The following is a 19,534-nucleotide window of genomic DNA, read 5'->3' on the forward strand; positions in this document are numbered from 1 at the left end:
AATGTGAATTGTGACGCATAAAGAGTGCGATCTGACGCATATTTGTGAATTGTGGCGCACAAATGAAGTAGCTTTCTCTCTTTTTCTAGAAATTCAACTTTATTTATCTTTCGTTTTATTGAAAAAACTCATCCGCGGATTTAAATACTCGCTTTTGCTCTTTAATTGAAAACAATTAGCTTTCTCATAATAATCGATGATTACCTCTTCATCGAGAAAAACTTCCTTTGATTTCTCCACATAAATGCTTCCATGATCCGTTGCTACTTCTCTGTCGTCTTCATCCAGATGATCAACGAGCCATAGTGCAGTCACACCGCTCACTACACATCCACAGCCTTCCGTATCATACTTTAACTTTAAATAACCAGCTTTTCCTGCTATTCTTGCCTCAATTTGTTCAGCAGCTTTTTCTGTGATCTTTATATTCATGTTTCGTTTTCCTTTCTTTTTGCATAGTCTATTTTAGCATAGGCGATTTTAAAATAAATACACTCGCTTTCAGCAGGTGACCGGTGAGCCTCACTATTGTCACATTTCCCGCAGCAGTCTACTCGTATTCAGTCTGCTAAAGAATTCAATTCGGAATTTTTTCTAAAAAATTGTGGAAGGACCATTTAAAATGAAAAAAGTGCAAATTAAAGTGAATGATAACGGATCTTACCGTGTTACAGGTGAGGTTGAATTAATTGATAAAGACGGAAATGTGTTTGAAACAAAGCCTTCGTTTTCGTTGTGCCGCTGCGGCTTGTCCAAAAATGCACCATTCTGCGATGGCAGCCATAAAGGCAAGTTTTCTTCTATCGTCCGAGCGCCGTCTGATGATTAAGCATCAAAACATGGCCCACTATACGCATCCTGTATAGCAGGCCATCACCATTTAATGCTGTGCTTTTCTTCTATTAATATATAGGATAAGACCTACAAGCGCTATACCTATCGCTGTTAAGACAGCGGCTGAAACATACGCAGTTGTAAAGCTTCCAGTCGTTTCTTTGAAATAGGAAGCAATGCGCGGGCCAACAAATGCACCGCCAGAGTATCCTAAAAATACAATGGCGTAGTTCATGCCAAAGTTTTTCGCTCCAAAGGATTGACTTGTAAGCGGAGGGAATACAACAAGTAATCCGCCGAAAGAAAACCCGAGAATGATAATACAAATAATAAAGAAAGCCATAGACGTGGCTATTGTCATCATTAATAGTGCTGAAATCGTCATTAATAAATTAATAAGCAAGGCAATATATGATCCGAATTTATCGTAAATTACGCCAAATGATAGGCGGCCGACAAAGTTGGACAACGTGCTGATGCTGACAATAACTGCTCCGATGGTTGCTGTCAGTCCTACTTGATCCTGAGCAATAACAGAAGCCGAGCTGACCATCATTGTACCTGCTGTACTCGCTGCCACAAGTGTTAAGAAAAGCAAGTAAAACAGCGGCGTTTTCAGCATTTGTTTCCAGTTTAAATCAATCGTACTCACTGGAGATTTCTGCTGATCTGCTGCAGGCGGCGTCCAGCCTTTTGGCCGATAATTGGCAGGGGCAGAGTCGAGCAGCCAGCCGACGACCCAAATACCTATCGTAAACACGACACCTAAAATGCGAAAGGCATTTAATACGCCATATTGCTCAATAATAATGGCTGCAACTGGTGATAAAATGAATGGTCCAATCGCTGCACTGGATAGTAATAATCCTGAAATTTTCCCGCCTTTATCAGGGAACCAGCGCATCGCTGTGACGAGGGCCGAGTTATACATCATCCCCGCTCCACTGCCCGCAATCAAACTGAATGTCAGATAGAGCATTGGAATCGTTGTGACCGATCCTGTTAAGAACCAGCCTAACCCAAATAGCAATCCGCCGACATACATCAGCCATTTTACGCCGAATTTATCAGTGATCATCCCTGCTAAAATAGCAACAATTGCAAAAATTAAAGTGTATAAAGAGTAAGCGAGATTATAATCTGCACTTGACCATCCATGCAACGTGGTCATTGGCTCTGAAAACACGCTAAATATGGCAATCGATGCGACTAAAAAAATGATGACCCACGCCGAACTGAAAACGAGCCAGCGATTTGTTGTTTTCTGTGATGTTGCCATGTTTATTTCCTCCAGTATATTTTTTTCTTATCGTTTGCAGCTGCTTAATTTGTTCATGAACGAGCATCCGGTTCCTTTGCCGGATTTCCCGCAAACTCAGACTCCTCCATGGAGTTGCTCACGAACATAAGAATAGTCATTAAGCTTCACGCTCAATGACTATCCGCGAAGAATTATACGATTGTGTATCCACCATCAATCGGTACAACAGCGCCATTCATAAATTTAGATTCATCTGATGCTAAAAATACTGCTAAATCAGCTACCTCGTAGTCATTGCCGAAACGATCCAAAGGAATCTTATCAGTTGGACGAGTTTTCAGCATGTCAGCTGTTAATGGTGTTCTAATTGTACCTGGTGCAATCGCATTAATTTTGATGCCATTTGAGCCGTACACTGCTGCAATATGTTTTGTATAACCAACAACTGCATGTTTAGAAGCGGTGTAAGCCGCTCCGCCCATTTGGGCAACAATGCCGGCAATTGAAGCGATATTGACAATCGTTCCATTTCCGCGCTCAATCATATCTGGAAGAACAAGATTAGTAATTTTGAAAATCGCTTTTAAGTTAATGTCAAAAATTAAATCCCATTGTTGCTCAGTTGTTTCTAAACTGTTTGTATATTTATCAAAAATACCGGCATTATTGACAACCACATCGATTTGTCCATATGTGTCCATTGTTGTTTTCACCATATTTTCAAGGTCAGCATTGTCTGTTATATTCACTTTAACAGCTAATGCTTCCCCGCCATTGCTGTTAATTTCCTGTGCTACCGTTTCGGCGCCTTCTATATTTAAATCGGCAACAACTACTTTTGCGCCTTCTTTGCCAAAGCGTATCGCTTCCGCTTTCCCCATACCTGATGCAGCACCTGTAATAATTGCTACTTTATCTTGTAATCTCATATAGTACTCCCCTTTGTGCAAAAATATTGCGTATTTTTAGAAAGGATTGAAATCGTTCTCATAACAATTTGGCCCTTTCAACAAATAATTGTAAAATAACTTTCTTATAACGTATAATACATATTTATATATATCTCATTCCATAGAAGTTATAAGATGAGGAGAATGATTAATGGAGCTTCTTCAACTGCGCTATTTTCAAAATAGTCGCACAAATGGGGAATATGACAAAGGCAGCCAATGAATTGATGGTCTCTCAGCCTGCCTTAAGTAAAATGATCAGCCGCCTTGAAGAAAATCTTGGGGCGCCATTATTTCATCGGGAGGGACGCTCGATTCGCTTAAACGATTTTGGACAAGTGTATCTTGAGCGAGTCAACCGAATTTTTTTAGAAATAGAGGAAGGCGAAAGGCAGCTGCAGGATATGATTGCAGCAAAGAGCCGAGTCACCTCTGTTTCGATTGCCTTGCCACATATTCTTCCATTTTTCATTGTGGAATTTATGAAGCGAAACCCTGATGTTCATATTAAGCAGCATTCCGGCTCTGCTTCAATGATGAAAAAACAGCTGGAGAGCGGTCAAGTCGATTTTTGCATTTCAATGAGTCCCATTATTGGCGAGGATATTGAGTGGATGACATTGCTAAACGAGGAAATCTTCTTATCGGTTCCGCCCGAGCATCATTTAGCTGGGCGAACATCCATTGAATTGCATGAAGCAGCCGATGAAATCTATATTAACCGCCCAACTGGCTATGAATTTAGAGATTTAACTGATGAATTTTGCAAGCAGGCTGGATTTGTCGCGAATACACCGATTGAGCTGGAAGAAGCAGGCGCAATTCTTCGACTGATTGAATTAGGTCTCGGCATTTCCTTCACTCCCCAGCTGTCACTTCTGCAGCAAGCGCTTCCGCGCACAGTGCAAATCCCCATCACTTCTCCTGTATGCAGAAGAACGATCGGACTTGCGTGGAATAAAAGACGCTACTTCTCCGAGGCTTCAACGGAATTTAGAAACTTTACAATTAATTTTTTTAAATACATCGCTCTTTCTTATTATGATGATAAAAAAAATCGGGATTAAGATTCATTCTTTTTCTTCGATATTAATAATATCTGCAAGCTTTAATGAAACAGGCTTTAGGGCTTCGTCTATTACACGGAGCTCTTCTTTTAATCCATCCACGTAGTGGACATGGCCAATCACTTCGTTTCTCTCCCCCTTTTGCAGCAGCGTAAAGCGCAGTGGTAAATGATATTCCATCGCCTGAGCAATCATCTCATCAAATTGTTCATACTTTTGCTCATCAAGGATAGGCTTTGCAAGCTTTCTATGGCTTTCATCATACTCCCTCAGCATTTTTACATGCTCGGGCAACATCATGGATACCCATTTCTTATTTCCTCGATCGCGAATCATTGCTATTCCTTCTTTCTTGTCTGTTCTTTCTTAACAATTGTTAGAATGCCCCCTACTGCTTATGTCCGCCAACAAGGGTCGCCCGATGCCTCGCTGTGCCTGCATTCGTATAAGAAACCGCCCTTAATAGGGATGCTGACCCAAACCGAGAACGAATCCCGTCTACTATATAGCCAAGTTTGCGGCGCTTCCAGCCATTTGCATCAAAGAGACTCAGCTGCAGCTCATAATCATCCACAATATTGCTGAGAGAAATCGATATTTGACGCACGGTTTTTCCGGTATAATGCTCCTTAAAAAGGGACAGGCATGTGCGATAAATCTCCATTGTGACATTCGTCGGCTCCTCTATCGTCCTTGAACGATAAAACCCGCCGCCAAACTCATCTTTACTGTAGCCGAGACCAAAGTTAATCGTTCTTGCTGCTTTGCGATGATTGCGGGTTCGCCTTGCTACCTCCTCGCACATCTCTAAAATAACATGCTTGATTTCCTCTTCATCTTTATAGTCCCGCAATAAAATCTGGCTTTTGCCAAAGCTGATTTGCCCCTGCAGAATCGGCGCGCCAATTTCAGATAAATCAACGCCCCATGCATGATAATAGAGCTGGTTTCCCATCACGCCAAACTTTTTTTCAAGCTGTTTCAAGTCGTAGCGGGCAAGCTGGCCAACTGTAAAAATGCCGATGCCATTTAAATTTTTCTCCATTCTGCGTCCGATTCCCCACATCTTGCTTAGTGGAGAAACCGACCATAGCTTTGCCTCCACATCCTCATATGTCCATTCGGCCACGCCTTCATGCTTCGCTTCCAAATCAAGGCATAATTTGGCCATCAGCATATTCGGTCCAATACCAATAGCTGAAGGAAGCTGAAATTCCCTTTCAATATCATTTTTTATTTTTTTGGCGATGGTTTGCGCATCCCCCCATAGCTGCTGGGCGCCATCCACCTTAATAAAGCTTTCATCCACGCTGTACGTATGAATGGCCTCTTTCGGCACATAGCGATGAAATACTCGCGTAATTTCTGTCGATACCCTTAAATATGTCGCCATTTTCGGTTCCTCCACAATGATTCGGGGGTCATCCGGCACCTCAAATAGCCGAGATCCTGTTTTGATGCCAAACTCCTTTTTCATGCGCGGGGACGCTGCTAGCACAACACTCCCTTTTCGATCATGATTTCCGGCAACAACAAGGTAGCAATCTAAAGGGTCAAGACCAAGCATCACTGCAGAACAGCTTGCATAAAAGCTCTTCATATCCACACATAAAATCTTTTGATGCGGCATCATGGTGTAATCAATCATAAGACTGCCTTCCTTCTATAAGAAATAAAAAGGAACAAACGTTCTATTTATTTATACCCAATATATTAAACGAATATACGTTCTGTTTCAATGGAAATTTTGCGACTAATTTCTTATATTCGACAGTTTTTCCAATGTGATGTGTGCAGACTAGTAGCTTATTCCCTCTCAGCCATAGAAAGGAGGCTCATGCCAGCGTGAAATTTGTCGATGCGAATCTAATTTATCCTTTCTTCTCTCATGAAAAAGGATATAATCTTTGCATGAGGTGAAACGAATGGATCAACGCTTAATTTATAAAATGGTACAAAATTGCTTAAAACAATATATGGAAGATCCAAGCAGCCTAAAAATGGACAGCGACGCCTTTGCGGAGATATATGAAAAAATAAAGACGAGTCAAAACGAAGATTTAGACAGTGACCTGAATGAAATTATTGATGATGTTGTCTATGGATATGTGACGGATTCTCCTTATTTTTAAAAGGTATATGAGGGCTTTTGCTGGAGTTTATTTTTGAATATAAAGTGACGAACCCGGTCTCTTTGACTCACTTTGTCACTTTATTTCACTTTTTATGATTCGCCGCTGTCACTAAACTAAAAAAACCGCCCATCATCAGCGGCGGTTTTTCTACTTCTTATTAAATGCGCTTCGGCCAGCCCGCTCAAATAAGCGGGGAAAGAGTGCGAAGACGATGCTGCCGGCATTCATCCAGCGGGGGAGATTGATTTCTCGTGTTGAAGTGAGCATGCGGTCAACGACTTTTTTAGCCACTGCATCGGGCTTCAACATATACTTTTTTACATTTTTTACATAGGTACCTTCTGTATCGGCGATATCAAAGAAATTCGTCTCAATCGGCCCGGGGTTAACAGCCATTACTTGAATGCCATGCTCAGCTACCTCCAGCCGCAGGCTGTTCGTATAGCCTAGCACCGCATGCTTGCTGGCTGAGTACGCGCTCGATTTCGGTGTAGCGATTTTGCCTGCTTGTGAAGCAATATTGATAATTTGGCCATGCCTTTGCGCGATCATTTGCGGCAGGACCATTTTGGTGCAGGCAATCAGACCAAGCACATTTACAGCGAACATCCGCTTTACCTCATCAATATCAGCATCATTGGCATAGCGGAATACGCCAAATCCAGCATTGTTTACGAGCACATCAATTTGATCAAACTGCTGCAATATCTCCTTAAATACCGCTTCCACATGCTCAGTTTTTGCTACATCCAGCTGAAAAACATGAACTTTAATGGAAAACTTGCGCTCCAGCTGTTCCTTTAAGGACTGCAATTTATCGAAACTTCTTGCAACTAGAACAAGATTTGCCCCGCGTTCTGCACATAAAAAGGCCATGCGTTCGCCAATGCCGCCGGAAGCCCCGGTAATAATAATATTTTTATTTCGCAGACTCGCTGCCAAAAAAATCACCTCAACCTATTTAACTGCTGTATAGAAAGATACGCCATCTTCCTTATACTCACTAATCTCTCCTAAAGAGAGCAAATAGTCAAGCTGACCGACTGTTTCCGAAGCAGTCAATGGAAGCTCGCGCTTATAGACTTTTGGAAATAATCGCTTACAAATTTCAAACAATGTCAGCTTTTCTCCTTGAAGCCATCCCTTTACACGCATGGCGCGCTCATGCTGAGATTTTTTGCGCTGCTCAATCAGCTCAGACACATTGGAAAAATCAATCCCATGTCCCGCATAAATCACTGAAATGGGCAAACGATTTATTTTATCAAGTGATTCATTATATTGCAATAACGATTTCGGTCGTTCATCCTCGCCAGGAAGCGGCGGCTCCATTAGCGGATTAGGCGAAATATGTGCAAGCAAATGATCACCGCCAATATATGCGCCATCTCTTTCTCTAAATAGACCAATATGACTTTGCGCATGCCCTGGCGTCTCTATTACCCTCCAGCCATTTAGGCCGGTTGGTGTATCTCCTTCTGTCAGCACGCCTGTCAGAGCACGCGAACAAAAAAAGCGAAGCTCGCGAGACAGCATCAAGGCCATCGTATCGTACTGGCCGCTCATGCCAAACTCCTTTAAAACCTTTGTGTAAAAATCATTATTCTGCTGTAAAAATTCATCCGTTCTGTTGAGCCAGCGCTCATTTAAAGAGTGGCCAAAAATCTCCATATCTTCAGGAAAATAATCAAGCAGCCCCACATGGTCAGGATGATGATGTGTCAGTATCACCTGATCGATGTCGGCAATCGACAAATTTAAGCTTTCCAATTCACTATGCAGCACTTCCCACGCTTCCTCTGTTTTTGGCCCTGCATCAATTAACGTCAGCCTTTCTCCTCTGACTAAATAAAGATTGACATCGCCGACTGCAAAAGGCGTCGGGATCGTAAGTTTAGCAATATCATTATTCCATTCTGCCATTATATTCATTCCCTCCGTTAAAAACACTATATTCAAATAAAAAGCGAGTAGAACATCTTTTACTTTTTACATATATATAAATAAGTGTAGCCTTATTTCACACAAATGTCATTATTTTCACATAACTTTATTTGTAAAAAATTCTAAATACAAAGAAATCACCCTTGACAAATAGTCTTGTTATCGAGGATAATCACAATAAAATTATTGATTTAACGCGATGAATAAGAATAGTAAATGTACAACGGCGAAAGAGAGTGAAGCTCGACCGGCTGAGAGGCTTCACCGTCCACTTGTTCATTGAACCTACCTTATGAGCAGTTAGGAAAACCTAAACGTATGTCCGGCGTTAACGGAGTCGAGTTGCCTTTTTTAACAAGAAGGCAAATAAGGTGGTACCACGGAAGCAAAGCCCTTTCGTCCTTTTTATGAGGATGAGAGGGCTTTTTTTAAGGCTCAAAATTGTTGCAATATATGCATCGCTTTCCGAGGGTAGCTCGCACGGGATGTCACATTTTAAACAGAAAAATTGGTGAACGCCAATTTTTATAGACCTTGACAGAATGCATGAATGGCAGAACACAACTTTTTCAAGGAGGAAAATAAAATGACGAAAGTAGCATTTATCGGAGCTGGCTCAATGGCAGAAGCATTAATTTCAGGAATGATTGAAAATCAATTAATGAGCGGAAATGATATTTGGGTAACGAATAAATGCAACCATGAAAAGCTAGAAAATATGAAAGCGCAATACGGGGTGACAATCACCTATGAGCTTGAACAAATCTTTAAAGATGCCAATGTTGTGTTTTTAGCGATGAAGCCAAAGGATGTCGCTGATGCACTGCAAACCATTAAGCCGCATTTACAAAAAAACATGCTGATTATTTCTGTTTTAGCGGGGGTATCCATTGAAAGTATCGAGCAGTTAGCAGAAAAGGAATTGCCAATCGTACGTGCCATGCCAAATACTTCAGCGACAATCGGCAAATCAGCCAGCGCTCTATCTGTTAATAAGCATGTATCGATCGAGCAAATGAAACTCGTCCAGCAAATGTTTGAAACGGTCGGCCTTGCCTCTGTTGTCCGCGAGGAACAGCTTGATGCAGTCACAGGATTATCAGGCAGCGGTCCAGCTTATATTTATTATTTGGCAGAAGCAATGGAAAAAAGCGCAGAGGAAATCGGCCTTGAAAAGGAAATGGCAAAGAGATTCATTATCCAAACCCTGCTTGGGGCAGCGGAAATGCTCGAAAAGTCACCAAAAGAATCGCATCAGCTAAGAAAAGAAGTAACTAGCCCGGGCGGCACAACAGAAGCCGGCTTAAAAGTATTAGATGCACATGCTGTACAGCAAGCTTTCATAGAATGCATTAAAGAGGCAACCGCACAGTCTAAAAGGCTAGGGAATCATTTCTCCAACAGTAGGAAGGCATAGCGTGAGCAAGATTTTTTCCACCTGCTCCTGTTGTTGTTATACTGTTAATACTTTAACAGGAAAAAGGAGGAATATCATCGATGGAAACGAAGCTTTTCTCACCCTATACAATTAAAGGCCTTACAATAAAAAACAGAATTGTGATGGCGCCAATGTGCATGTACTCAAGCTATGAAGAAGACGGAATGGTGACAAGCTGGCATGAGACGCATTATTTAAGCAGAGCGACAGGTCAAGTTGGGTTAATTATTATTGAAGCTACAGCAGTTACTCCGCAAGGCCGCATCTCCTCGAGAGATTTAGGGATTTGGAATGATGAACAAATGGATGGATTAAAAAGTTTAACAGATAAGTTGAAGGCTTATGGCTCAGCCGCTGGCATTCAGCTCGCACATGCGGGCAGAAAAGCTGAAGTAGATGGAGAAATCATTGCTCCTTCTGCCATTGCATTTGATGAAACAAGAAAACAGCCGAAGGAAATGAGCAAAAAGGAAATTCAGGATACAATCGAAGCTTTTAAACAGGCCGCGATTCGTTCAAAGAAAGCAGGATTCGATGTCATCGAAATCCATGGCGCTCACGGCTACTTAATCAACGAATTCCTCTCCCCTCTTACAAATACTCGACAGGACGAATACGGCGGCTCTGCAGAGAATCGCTACCGTTTTCTCAGAGAAGTATTAGATGCAGTAAATTCTGTATGGGATGGTCCTTTATTTGTAAGGGTGTCTGCAAATGATTATCATGAGAACGGCTTAACAGCTGAAGATTATGTGCAGCCTGGCAAATGGATGAAGGAGCAGGGCGTTGACCTGATTGATGTAAGCTCTGGCGGTGTCGTGCCAGCAAAAATCCATGCTTATCCAGGCTATCAAGTTAAATTTGCCGAAGAAATTAAAGAAGGTGCAAGTATACCGACTGGAGCCGTTGGGCTCATTACAACAGGCATTCAAGCGGAGGAAATTCTGCAAAATGAACGGGCAGATCTTATTTTCATCGCGAGGGAACTATTAAGAGACCCGTATTGGCCACGGACAGCAGCGAAGGAATTAAGAACAGACATCACTCCTCCAAAACAATATGAAAGAGGATGGCTATAAGAAAAGAGCGGGGGCGCCGTGCTTTCGACAGAGTGAGCAATAGGCATTTTTCTAACTTGAAAAATTTATACTTCCTTATCATAAAATAAGAGGGGTGGATATCCGCCCCTCTTTATTATTATTTAAATAAATTAAACAGTCCTGAGGAATCCAGGAATACAAGAGTGATTACAATTGGCACAATATATCTCATTAAGAAATACCAAACTTGAAAAACGCCATTCAACGATTTTGATCCCATAATAATCTCGCTCTTTAATAAATCCTTCTTCATTCTATAAGAAACAAATACGGAAATAAGCAAAGCGCCTAATGGCATAAGCAGGTTGCTTACTAGGAAGTCTGCACTGTCAAAAATCGATTTCCCAAAGATTGATACATCTGCCAGCACACTATAAGATAGGGCAGATGGAATACCGACAATAAAAATTGCTGCGCCAACCATCCAGGCAGCGGATACTCTTCCCATCTTTCTTCCTTTTGTCAGTGAAGCAACCGTAATCTCCAGCATACTGAAAGCAGAAGTTAATGTTGCGAACAAGAATAGGGCAAGAAATAGGAATAAGAAAACTTTGCCGAAGATAATTTGGTCAAACACAGCAGGCAAAACAATGAACAAAAGTCCAGGCCCGGCTGCAGGCTCATAGCCTAGTGAGAAAACCGCCGGGAAAATAGCCAGTCCGGCAAGAATGGAAATAAATAAATTCACTGCAACAACCGAGAAAGCCGGCTGCACTAAACTTTCCTTCTTTGATAAATAAGAGCTGTAAGTCACCATCACCGACACGCCGACACTTAAAGAGAAGAAGGACTGCCCCATCGCATATAACAGCGTTTCAGATGTTATTCTAGAAAAGTCAGGCTGTAAGAAGAACTTAACGCCTTCCATAGCATTATCCAATGTAAGCGAGCGGACAATCAGTATAAGGAATAAAATAAATAGCGCAGGCATCATAAGCTTGCTCATTTTCTCAATCCCCTGCTGCACACCTTTAGCAACTACAAGAATTGTAATAATCATAAATAGCCCTTGAGCACCTACAACCATAAATGGGCTGGACACAGATTCGTTAAACAACTGTTCATAGCCGCTTGCTCCGCTGGCTGAAAGGCCGGTGATGCCGTAAGCCAAATATTGAATAATCCAGCCGCCGATAACACTGTAGAACGATAATAAAACAAAGCAAGTAAATACTCCTAAATAACCAATCCAATGCCATTTTGATTTTGGCGCAATTTCCTTATAAGCAGAGATTGCTTCTTTTCCAGTGCTCCGGCCAATGACATATTCCGCCAGCAGCAAGGGGAAGCCGACAAAAAGGGAAAACAGAAGAAATAAAAAAATAAATGCGCCTCCACCACTTGTTCCTGTTACATATGGAAGCTTCCAAATCGCTCCAAGCCCGATAGCCGAGCCCGCGGATGCGAGTATAAAACCAATCTTTGACGACCATTGTTCGTTTTGCATAACGTTCCTCCCTTTCCTCATGTAAAAAATTGAAAACTCCTCTGAATGGAGAATACATTTTTAATATCATTTATACTTTCCAATTAAACACAAAAAAGCCGCAGCCTTCAAAAGGGACGTGTTATACACGCGGTACCACCCTTTTTGAAAGCTTGCGACTTTCCACTCAAATTCATAACGGCAATAAACCGTCTCCACTGCACTTTTCGGCCGATCATGCACAGTAAAGAAAAAGCTCCAAGATTGAAATTCATCTTATTTATGTACCAGCTCCCACCAAATGCTGACTCTCTATGAACAGGGAAATAAGACTTAGTAAATTCTCTTCATTGCTTTATAAATATAATTTTTAAAGTATAAATGTGATTATATTATGCTTGCAGTGATGAGTCAATGAAAGATTTTAAAAAATTCGAATCGATGTCCATCCTCCTTCTGAATGCTCCTTGCTTTTGCAGAATCTTATGCATGATAATAATTATTTGGAGAATTCACATGAGTTATTGGCTGAATCAGCGGTCATTGCGCTATAATAGATACCCAGCAGTATAGAAAGTGGTGACTTTATGAAAATAAAAATACATTTCATCGCTCCTTATGAATCGATGCTCTTTATTATAAAAGAATGCATCCCTTTATACCCTGAATTGGAAATTTCCTATTCTGTAGGCGACTTAGCAAAAGGAGCTGAAATAGCGGCTTTAGAGGAGAAAAAAGGAGCAGATATCATCATAAGCCGAGGCGGAACAGCCAAATTAATTAAGAAAAATGTTTCTATTCCTGTTATAGATATGCATTTATCAGGCTATGACATGATCCGTTCTTTGACTTTAGCCAGCCATTTTGCGGACAAAACAGCGATTGTAGGCTTCCCGAGCATTACTTCTGGTGCGCAAGCGATTATCGATTTGCTCGATTTGCCATTGAAAGTGTTTACGATAAATAGCTCAGATGAAGTTGCTCCCCTGCTATTAAAACTCAAAAATTTGAATTTCAGGCAAATTGCTGGAGATGTGATTACGCTTGAAACAGCCAATGCCTTCGGACTCAAAGGCTTCTTAATTCAATCAGGTAAAGAAACAATTATTAAGTCAATTGAAGATGCCAAATTGATTTATGGTTATCTTCACCATCATCATAAAATTAACCATATTTTAGAGCAGTTTACGTTAAACAGTAATCGCAATATACTTATTTTGGACGAAAACAATGACATCATTTATGAATATTTAACGGATTTCAATGAAAACCTTATATCCGAAGAACAGCTTTCTCTTCTGAATGCTGAGCTTAGCCTTAGGAGAGATACCGTTGTAAAAAATTTCGTACTAGATGACTGCATCATTGCAATGACAGGCTTTTATCATACGACGGATGACACGCACTACAAAATATACATTTTGAAAAAAAGCGAATTAAGCTTAATGGAGCAGCCAGGAGTAACTGTGCACACCAATCCAATGAACATGCCTCTTGCAGCATCGTCACCAGCGATTCGTCTTGTCCTAAATCAAATGATGTCATTTTATAGGAAGAATGATCCCATACTTATCATTGGTGAAAAAGGAACAGGAAAAAACTTCCTATCAAGCTACATTCATTACGAATCCGCTGATGAGCGCTTACTTCTGACCATTGATTTCAAGCAATTTAAGCTGGAAGACATCCATTTCGATGCACTATCAAATGTTGGTACAATTAAAATGAAAAACATAGACAATATTCAAGACGATGAAAAAGGCATCCAGCTAATAAAAGAGTGTCTCAATCGTAAAATCCATTTATTTGTCATCACCGAGGATCCTTCTGCCAGCAGTATTTACGAGAAAATACATATGAATAAAATCAGCATGCCCACGCTTGCAGAGCGGCAGGAAGATATTCAGCCATTGGTGCAATATTTTTTGGCTGATTACCATGAAACTATGGGGACTACAGCGGTTAAGATCAGCCAGGATGCCTTAATAAGGCTGCAGGAAGATACGCGTTCAGCCAATATTGATGATCTTAAAAACATCATTAAACAAACCGCTTTGATTGAAAAGGATTATGTCATTCAAGCAAATACAATAGAAAAAATATTATCACACACACAAAGCGAAGCGAGCCAAATTTCCTTAAACGGAACTTTAAAGGAAATAGAAAAAAATATTATAAAATTGGTACTTTCAGAAGAAAATAATAATCAATCAAGAGCAGCAGAACGATTAGGCATTAATCGAGCTACCCTATGGCGCAAACTTAAAGAATAAGTTTGCGTTTTTTCTTTTTTAAACTGTTGCAAAATTAAACAATTATTATAATAAAGTGATTTTTCCATATTTTATTGTTGCTAAATAAAACAATTTACCTTAATATAATCGTTGTAAGCGAACTTTGTAAACGCTTAATAATCTTACAATTCAATAAATAAGGAGTGAGTCATAATTATGAAAATCAAAGCAACTTTAGATCGGATTCCTGGAGGAATGATGGTTGTTCCCCTGCTGCTAGCGGCAACAATTAATACGTTTTTTCCAAATATGCTGCGAATCGGCGGATTTACTGAAGCTCTATTCGTAAATAGCTCAAGTGCACTTATTGCTCTATTTCTATTAATTGCCGGAACACAAATCAACGTGAAGACAGCTAAGACTTCTGTTGGTAAAGGCGTCACACTTTTAGTTTTCAAATGGCTGATTGGTTCTCTTGTAGGACTTCTTGCTTTCTGGCTTGCTGATTCCAACGGCTTATTTTTAGGACTAGCACCAATCGCAATTATTGCTGCGATGACTAACTCTAACGGCGGTTTATATATCGCGCTTGCAGGACAATACGGCAAGGAAGACGATAAAGCAGCCTATCCATTCCTAGCGTTAAGTGATGGACCGTTTTTGACAATGGTATCACTATCAATCTTTGGCGCGATGGGGTTTGCAACAGGCATGTTTTCGATGATGTCCTTGGTAGCCGTTATCCTTCCATTGATTATTGGGATTGTCATCGGTAACTTAGACCGCGAAATGGGCGATTTCTTAAACAAAGGCAGTGACAAACTTGTGCCATTCTTTGCTTTTTCTTTAGGGATGGGCATCAACTTTGAAGCGATTATCAAAGGTGGACTAAGCGGAATTTTCCTTGGCATCATCACTGTTCTTTTAACAGGCGGAATTGGATTTTTCCTTTTCAAATGGATTGGCTGGAACCCAATTGTCGGCGCCTCTGAAGGCTCTACAGCCGGCAATGCCGTCGGTACACCCGCTGCAATCGCAGCTGCCAATGCAACTTTTGCGCCAATTGCAGAATTAGCAACCGTTCAAGTCGCAGCCAGTGTAGTCACAACAGCGATCTTATTGCCGCTCTTTATTGGCTTCTTATCGAAACGGCTCGAGAAAAGCGGCGGAGTGGCCAAATACAACGAACGATAATCAATAAAAAGGAACCCCCTTTCAACACTTTTATATTTTTCGGAGGAGATTTTTTATGAATTTAGCTATTATTGCCGATGATCTAACAGGCGCTAATGATAGTGGGGTACAGTTGGCCCGTCATGGTCTTAAAACGACGGTATTATTCGACATGGATAATGAGAGTGTAAGAAATTACGAAGCGGTTGTCTTTGATACTGACAGCCGCTCCATCAATCAGCTGGATGCTTACGAAAAAGTAAAGCAAGTCGCTGAATTTTTAACACAAGCGGGCTTTAAGTCGATTTTCAAAAAACTGGACTCCACAATGCGCGGAAATATTGGTGCAGAAATTGATGCAATCTATGATGTGCTGCATCCAGATTTCATGATGATTGCACCGGGGTATCCAAAAAACAACCGCTCAATCTGCCAATCTATCCATTATTTAAATGGCGTTCCTTTAGGAGAAACGGAAATCGCAAAGGATCCGAAAACACCAGTGACTGCCTCCTACCTGCCCGATTTATTGAAGCAGCAGACGGAGCATGACATTGGCACGATTACAGTTGATGATTTGGCGCAAGGTGCAGCACATATTAGAGATTTGCTCAAAAGCTATTCTGAACGCCGTATTGCTTATCTGATTATCGATTCAACGGAAGAACACCATCTTGAGCAAATTTTGAGCTACACAAAAAACCTTCCATATGAGTTTGCATGGGTCGGCTCTGCCGGCATTGCTAATTATTTACCTGCTCATTATGGCTTACCTGTGAAACAGAATAACCTGGATATTCCTGCGAATGACGGTCCAATTCTGACTGTCATTGGCAGCGTCAATAAAAATTCAAGAGCACAATTGGACGTATTGCTGCAAACAACAAACACATATGCAATTGCCTTTGAATCCTACAAAGCGGTATCGGATGAAGCAGAGAAAGAACAAGAAATAAATAAGATATTCGAAGCCGCTTATGCTAAAGCGAAGGAAGGCCACGATGTAGTCATCTATTCAACCGGAGAAACAGCAGATATTGAACAAGCTTGGCAGGCAGGTGAGGCAAACGGATTCAATCACACCGAAGTGAGCAACGAGATTGTAAAAGCAATCGGAGCCATCTGCTCGAAGCTGCTGGCAAAAGAATGCTTTCATGGTGTAACGATGACAGGTGGAGATACTGCTAAACAAATTTGCAGCTTATGGGATATCAAGGGATTTGAACTGCTGGACGAGCTCGAGATCGGCGTGCCCATCTCTAAATTTCTCGGTGTCGAAAACCTTTATGTCATCACAAAAGCCGGCGGATTTGGCTCAGAAAATGTGTTTATACATGCGATAAATAAACTGAAGGGAGCACATGAATAATGAAACCAATTATCGGAATTACGATGGGAGATGCAGCAGGCATCGGACCTGAAATCATCGTCAAAGCACTAGCGAGCAAGGAGCTTTACGAAAATTGCAGACCTTTAGTCATAGGTGACAGCAAAATTTTGCAAAAGGTATTGCCAATTGTTCAATCGGAACTAACGGTTCATTCCATCAATGACCCTGCTGAAGCGAAATATGAATATGGCTTCATCGACATCATTGACTTAAATCTACTGCCTGCTGACCTGCCGTTTGGTGAGGTTTCTGCCGCTGCTGGCGATGCAGCTTATCAATATTTAGCAAAAGCAATCGAGTATGCGAAAGATCACCAGATCGATTCGATTTGCACAGCACCGCTAAACAAAGAAGCATTGCATCTTGGCGGCCATATATATCCCGGTCACACAGAAATCCTTGCTGATTTAACAGACACTGAAGATTTTTCAATGATGCTAACAACTCCAAACTTGCGAGTCATTCACCTAACTACTCATATGGGACTCATTGAAGCGATCGAGAGCATCAATCCAGAAAGAACGTATACTGTTGTTAAATTAGCGCATGACACGCTTGCCAATGCAGGCTTCGAGCAGCCTAGAATCGCTGTTTGCGGCATCAACCCGCACGCTGGCGAAAATGGCCTGTTCGGCAACGGAGAAGAAGAAGAAAAGCTGATACCAGGTATTGAAAAAGCAAAAAGCGAAGGAATCAACGTAACGGGACCGCTGCCAGCAGACACGCTATTCTTTAGAGCGGGAAGAGGCGATTTCGACATCGTCGTCGCCTGCTACCACGACCAAGGACATGCCCCTATCAAAGTAATGGGCATTGAAGACGGCGTAAACATCACAGTCGGCCTAAAAGGCGGCATCATCCGCACATCCGTCGACCATGGTACAGCATTCGATATTGCCGGCAAAAACATCGCAGGCGAAAAAAGCATGATCGCTGCAATCAACTCAGCGATAGAACTAGCCCCAAAACGATGAAACCATAGATGGTGTGAATGCGCCTATGCTGAAAAGACTCTTGGAAGGGATTCCGAGAGTTTTTTTGGGGGTTTATTGTTTGTTTTTTTGTAGTGTAAAAAAATTTCCACAATAATCCTTGCCATTTAAATATGTATCCTGAAGCGGATGAATGAGATCGGGTTGTCGTCTTCGCCTTCTTGAGTGTGAGTGAAGATGTGAAGAGTCTATTTTTTTATATACCTATAACAATTTCGTATATCTGCGTACAATTTTTAGTCTCGTGAATCAATATTCTTGGAAAAAATATAATCATGAAAAAAACCTTGGTAGTTCAAAAAGAAACCATGAATGAGTATAAAAAGCTCATTCATGGTTTCAGATAAAGTGTTACTGCCGTCCCCAAAACGTTTCAATTTCATCTAAAGTAATTTTTGTTTTATCCCCCATATATACAGTAGCTACTTCTAGGAGTTTAGGATTATCTCCAAGTCGTTCAAGAATAGTAGTAGATAACAATTCTTGAACGTGTATATCTCCTTCTGTAGCCATCCTTTCCATAAACTTAAAAACATTTTTTAGCTTTTCCTTATCACTATGTTTCTCTAATAAGACTGGTAAGTCTTCATTGATAGTCTCTCCAAAAAATACATGAGGTAGTAATTCATTATTATATTCAATGTGCTCATTGTATGCACTTTTGTACTCTGGAAAAACATTAAGAAATTCACTAACAACACTATCATATTTCAATAAAGCCACCTACTTTTGTTTTATTTTCCGTTTAATGCTCTTTTCAAATCAATAACTAAATTATTTGCTATTTTCCAATCAGTATCACTTAACTTTTCATTTCTCATGATATTTTCTAGATTTCTTACACGTTCCCATCCTTTTTGAATATGGGATTTACCACCCACCAACTGCCCATACTTAGTTTCAACTCTTATGGCAGCTGCAAGACCACCATCACCTGTCGTTACACCAGGGCGATACATTTCGTTAACAGTATTTAGTAATTCATCTCTCTTTGTAGGTTTAGTAGTACCCTTATCCCCAACAGCATCATCCGCATCATCTTCCATAATCTGTTTATTTGATGAAGATGATTTATTAGCTGATGAAGGTGATTTACCTGCCGTTGACGAACCACCCTTAGGCGAGCCTTTTGATGCTTTGATAACCTTTGTTTTTTCCACACGAAGGACGACAGTATTCCGCTTCGGCTTCGGCGCCACAGACGTCTTTATTGTTTTCTTCGGCTTGACCGTCGCAGTCACTTTCACCTTCGCCTTACTCTGCACCTTAGGCGCCGTCCGAATCGGCTTGGCAGCTACGGTTTTTGGCTTTTTGTTGACTTGGGAAGAAACCTTTTTACTCGGTGATCGCTTAATTTTCGTCGTTGCTTTTTTAGTGGCTTTGGCGGCTTTGTACGCTTTCGATGTACCTTTTATCGCGGCTTTGACTGCCTTGGATGCGAGGCCTCCTCCTGGGATGAAGTTGGAGGCGATGCTGATGGCGGCGCCGGCTTTTTGGTACCATTTGGTTTTCTTGCTTTTGATTGTCTTGATGTCATCGCTGATGGCAAAGTTGTAGGTGGCTTTGGCGGCTTTTTTGACGCCTTTGCTG

Annotated in this window: 18 protein-coding genes, 1 pseudogene and 2 other annotated features; of the genes and pseudogenes, 9 read left to right on the top strand and 10 right to left on the bottom strand. The window is 41.1% G+C overall.

The window, feature by feature from the left end; translation table 11 throughout:
* Positions 1 to 99 precede the first annotated feature (99 nt).
* Positions 100 to 432 (bottom strand): iron-sulfur cluster biosynthesis family protein, encoded by a 333-nt coding sequence (locus CWS20_RS19940; RefSeq protein WP_066200844.1) that lies wholly within the window; start codon positions 430 to 432, stop codon positions 100 to 102.
* Positions 433 to 622: 190 nt separating this feature from the next.
* On the opposite strand from CWS20_RS19940, the gene CWS20_RS19945 reads away from it, so the two are divergent.
* Positions 623 to 829, top strand: a complete 207-nt coding sequence (locus CWS20_RS19945; protein ID WP_066200850.1) for a CDGSH iron-sulfur domain-containing protein — start codon at positions 623 to 625, stop codon at positions 827 to 829.
* Positions 830 to 880: 51 nt separating this feature from the next.
* Here CWS20_RS19945 and CWS20_RS19950 read toward each other — a convergent pair whose 3' ends face one another.
* Together CWS20_RS19950 and CWS20_RS19955 are read right to left on the bottom strand one after the other, a co-directional pair.
* Complete coding sequence (locus CWS20_RS19950; RefSeq protein WP_066200852.1) at positions 881 to 2,113, bottom strand: L-lactate MFS transporter; 1,233 nt, start codon at positions 2,111 to 2,113, stop codon at positions 881 to 883.
* A 173-nt stretch (positions 2,114 to 2,286) separates the two neighbouring features.
* Positions 2,287 to 3,024 (bottom strand): SDR family NAD(P)-dependent oxidoreductase, encoded by a 738-nt coding sequence (locus CWS20_RS19955; RefSeq protein ID WP_066200854.1) that lies wholly within the window; start codon positions 3,022 to 3,024, stop codon positions 2,287 to 2,289.
* A gap of 224 nt (positions 3,025 to 3,248) precedes the next feature.
* Here CWS20_RS19955 and CWS20_RS19960 point away from each other — a divergent pair, with 224 nt between their 5' ends.
* Positions 3,249 to 4,112, top strand: coding sequence for a LysR family transcriptional regulator (locus tag CWS20_RS19960; protein WP_066200857.1), 864 nt, complete (start codon positions 3,249 to 3,251; stop codon positions 4,110 to 4,112).
* Positions 4,113 to 4,115: 3 nt separating this feature from the next.
* Here CWS20_RS19960 and CWS20_RS19965 read toward each other — a convergent pair whose 3' ends face one another.
* Both CWS20_RS19965 and CWS20_RS19970 read right to left on the bottom strand, forming a co-directional pair.
* Positions 4,116 to 4,448, bottom strand: coding sequence for a YolD-like family protein (locus tag CWS20_RS19965; protein ID WP_066200860.1), 333 nt, complete (start codon positions 4,446 to 4,448; stop codon positions 4,116 to 4,118).
* A gap of 52 nt (positions 4,449 to 4,500) precedes the next feature.
* Entirely contained in the window at positions 4,501 to 5,760 is a 1,260-nt protein-coding gene (locus CWS20_RS19970) for a Y-family DNA polymerase (RefSeq protein ID WP_066200863.1), read from the bottom strand.
* 277 nt (positions 5,761 to 6,037) lie between these two features.
* On the opposite strand from CWS20_RS19970, the gene CWS20_RS19975 reads away from it, so the two are divergent.
* On the top strand, positions 6,038 to 6,244 hold the full coding sequence (locus CWS20_RS19975) for a YqzH family protein (RefSeq protein ID WP_066200866.1): 207 nt from the start codon (positions 6,038 to 6,040) through the stop codon (positions 6,242 to 6,244).
* Positions 6,245 to 6,394: 150 nt separating this feature from the next.
* Here the strand turns inward: CWS20_RS19975 and CWS20_RS19980 are convergent, their stop codons facing one another.
* Complete coding sequence (locus CWS20_RS19980; protein ID WP_066200870.1) at positions 6,395 to 7,189, bottom strand: SDR family NAD(P)-dependent oxidoreductase; 795 nt, start codon at positions 7,187 to 7,189, stop codon at positions 6,395 to 6,397.
* Positions 7,190 to 7,204: 15 nt separating this feature from the next.
* Entirely contained in the window at positions 7,205 to 8,170 is a 966-nt protein-coding gene (locus CWS20_RS19985; protein WP_066200872.1) for an MBL fold metallo-hydrolase, read from the bottom strand.
* 211 nt (positions 8,171 to 8,381) lie between these two features.
* Positions 8,382 to 8,598, top strand: a binding site (T-box leader).
* Between the two features lie 179 nt (positions 8,599 to 8,777).
* Here CWS20_RS19985 and proC point away from each other — a divergent pair.
* Positions 8,778 to 9,608 (top strand): pyrroline-5-carboxylate reductase, encoded by an 831-nt coding sequence (proC, locus tag CWS20_RS19990; RefSeq protein WP_066200875.1) that lies wholly within the window; start codon positions 8,778 to 8,780, stop codon positions 9,606 to 9,608.
* Positions 9,609 to 9,688: 80 nt separating this feature from the next.
* Entirely contained in the window at positions 9,689 to 10,708 is a 1,020-nt protein-coding gene (namA, locus tag CWS20_RS19995; protein ID WP_066200878.1) for an NADPH dehydrogenase NamA, read from the top strand.
* A 118-nt stretch (positions 10,709 to 10,826) separates the two neighbouring features.
* Here namA and CWS20_RS20000 read toward each other — a convergent pair whose 3' ends face one another.
* Positions 10,827 to 12,176 carry a sodium-dependent transporter gene (locus CWS20_RS20000; protein ID WP_066200881.1) on the bottom strand — a complete coding sequence of 450 codons (1,350 nt, stop codon included), beginning with the start codon at positions 12,174 to 12,176 and terminating at the stop codon, positions 10,827 to 10,829.
* A 109-nt stretch (positions 12,177 to 12,285) separates the two neighbouring features.
* Positions 12,286 to 12,515 (bottom strand) — a binding site (T-box leader).
* A 227-nt stretch (positions 12,516 to 12,742) separates the two neighbouring features.
* Here CWS20_RS20000 and CWS20_RS20005 point away from each other — a divergent pair.
* The 4 genes from CWS20_RS20005 (at position 12,743) to pdxA (ending at position 17,926) form a co-directional block, all read left to right on the top strand.
* The gene (locus tag CWS20_RS20005; protein WP_066200883.1) at positions 12,743 to 14,428 is read left to right on the top strand and encodes a sigma-54-dependent transcriptional regulator; all 1,686 of its coding nucleotides are present in this window, start codon (positions 12,743 to 12,745) and stop codon (positions 14,426 to 14,428) included.
* 177 nt (positions 14,429 to 14,605) lie between these two features.
* Positions 14,606 to 15,583 carry a 2-keto-3-deoxygluconate permease gene (locus CWS20_RS20010; RefSeq protein WP_066200886.1) on the top strand — a complete coding sequence of 326 codons (978 nt, stop codon included), beginning with the start codon at positions 14,606 to 14,608 and terminating at the stop codon, positions 15,581 to 15,583.
* Positions 15,584 to 15,638: 55 nt separating this feature from the next.
* Positions 15,639 to 16,931, top strand: a complete 1,293-nt coding sequence (locus CWS20_RS20015; RefSeq protein WP_066200889.1) for a four-carbon acid sugar kinase family protein — start codon at positions 15,639 to 15,641, stop codon at positions 16,929 to 16,931.
* Entirely contained in the window at positions 16,931 to 17,926 is a 996-nt protein-coding gene (gene pdxA / locus CWS20_RS20020; RefSeq protein ID WP_066200892.1) for a 4-hydroxythreonine-4-phosphate dehydrogenase PdxA, read from the top strand. Before CWS20_RS20015 ends, pdxA begins: the two co-directional genes overlap by 1 nt.
* A 369-nt stretch (positions 17,927 to 18,295) precedes the next feature.
* Here pdxA and CWS20_RS20025 read toward each other — a convergent pair whose 3' ends face one another.
* Together CWS20_RS20025 and CWS20_RS28130 are read right to left on the bottom strand one after the other, a co-directional pair.
* On the bottom strand, positions 18,296 to 18,667 hold the full coding sequence (locus tag CWS20_RS20025) for a DUF7674 family protein (protein WP_066200895.1): 372 nt from the start codon (positions 18,665 to 18,667) through the stop codon (positions 18,296 to 18,298).
* An 11-nt stretch (positions 18,668 to 18,678) separates the two neighbouring features.
* Positions 18,679 to 19,534, bottom strand: a pseudogene (locus tag CWS20_RS28130) (hypothetical protein); the annotation flags it as partial.

Origin of the sequence: Cytobacillus horneckiae, from assembly GCF_002835735.1 — a bacterium.
Taxonomy (GTDB): domain Bacteria; phylum Bacillota; class Bacilli; order Bacillales; family Cytobacillaceae; genus Cytobacillus; species Cytobacillus horneckiae.

Excerpts from the sequence above, each read along its gene's own strand:
- CWS20_RS20000 (WP_066200881.1), bottom strand. The coding sequence starts at position 12,176 with ATGCAAAACGAACAATGGTCGTCAAAGATTGGTTTTATACTCGCATCC.
- CWS20_RS19960 (WP_066200857.1), top strand. The coding sequence starts at position 3,249 with ATGACAAAGGCAGCCAATGAATTGATGGTCTCTCAGCCTGCCTTAAGT.
- CWS20_RS20005 (WP_066200883.1), top strand. The coding sequence starts at position 12,743 with ATGAAAATAAAAATACATTTCATCGCTCCTTATGAATCGATGCTCTTT.
- CWS20_RS19950 (WP_066200852.1), bottom strand. The coding sequence starts at position 2,113 with ATGGCAACATCACAGAAAACAACAAATCGCTGGCTCGTTTTCAGTTCG.
- CWS20_RS19985 (WP_066200872.1), bottom strand. The coding sequence starts at position 8,170 with ATGGCAGAATGGAATAATGATATTGCTAAACTTACGATCCCGACGCCT.
- namA (WP_066200878.1), top strand. The coding sequence starts at position 9,689 with ATGGAAACGAAGCTTTTCTCACCCTATACAATTAAAGGCCTTACAATA.
- CWS20_RS20015 (WP_066200889.1), top strand. The coding sequence starts at position 15,639 with ATGAATTTAGCTATTATTGCCGATGATCTAACAGGCGCTAATGATAGT.
- CWS20_RS19965 (WP_066200860.1), bottom strand. The coding sequence starts at position 4,448 with ATGATTCGCGATCGAGGAAATAAGAAATGGGTATCCATGATGTTGCCC.
- CWS20_RS19975 (WP_066200866.1), top strand. The coding sequence starts at position 6,038 with ATGGATCAACGCTTAATTTATAAAATGGTACAAAATTGCTTAAAACAA.
- CWS20_RS19945 (WP_066200850.1), top strand. The coding sequence starts at position 623 with ATGAAAAAAGTGCAAATTAAAGTGAATGATAACGGATCTTACCGTGTT.
- CWS20_RS19970 (WP_066200863.1), bottom strand. The coding sequence starts at position 5,760 with ATGATTGATTACACCATGATGCCGCATCAAAAGATTTTATGTGTGGAT.
- proC (WP_066200875.1), top strand. The coding sequence starts at position 8,778 with ATGACGAAAGTAGCATTTATCGGAGCTGGCTCAATGGCAGAAGCATTA.
- CWS20_RS19940 (WP_066200844.1), bottom strand. The coding sequence starts at position 432 with ATGAATATAAAGATCACAGAAAAAGCTGCTGAACAAATTGAGGCAAGA.
- pdxA (WP_066200892.1), top strand. The coding sequence starts at position 16,931 with ATGAAACCAATTATCGGAATTACGATGGGAGATGCAGCAGGCATCGGA.
- CWS20_RS19955 (WP_066200854.1), bottom strand. The coding sequence starts at position 3,024 with ATGAGATTACAAGATAAAGTAGCAATTATTACAGGTGCTGCATCAGGT.
- CWS20_RS20010 (WP_066200886.1), top strand. The coding sequence starts at position 14,606 with ATGAAAATCAAAGCAACTTTAGATCGGATTCCTGGAGGAATGATGGTT.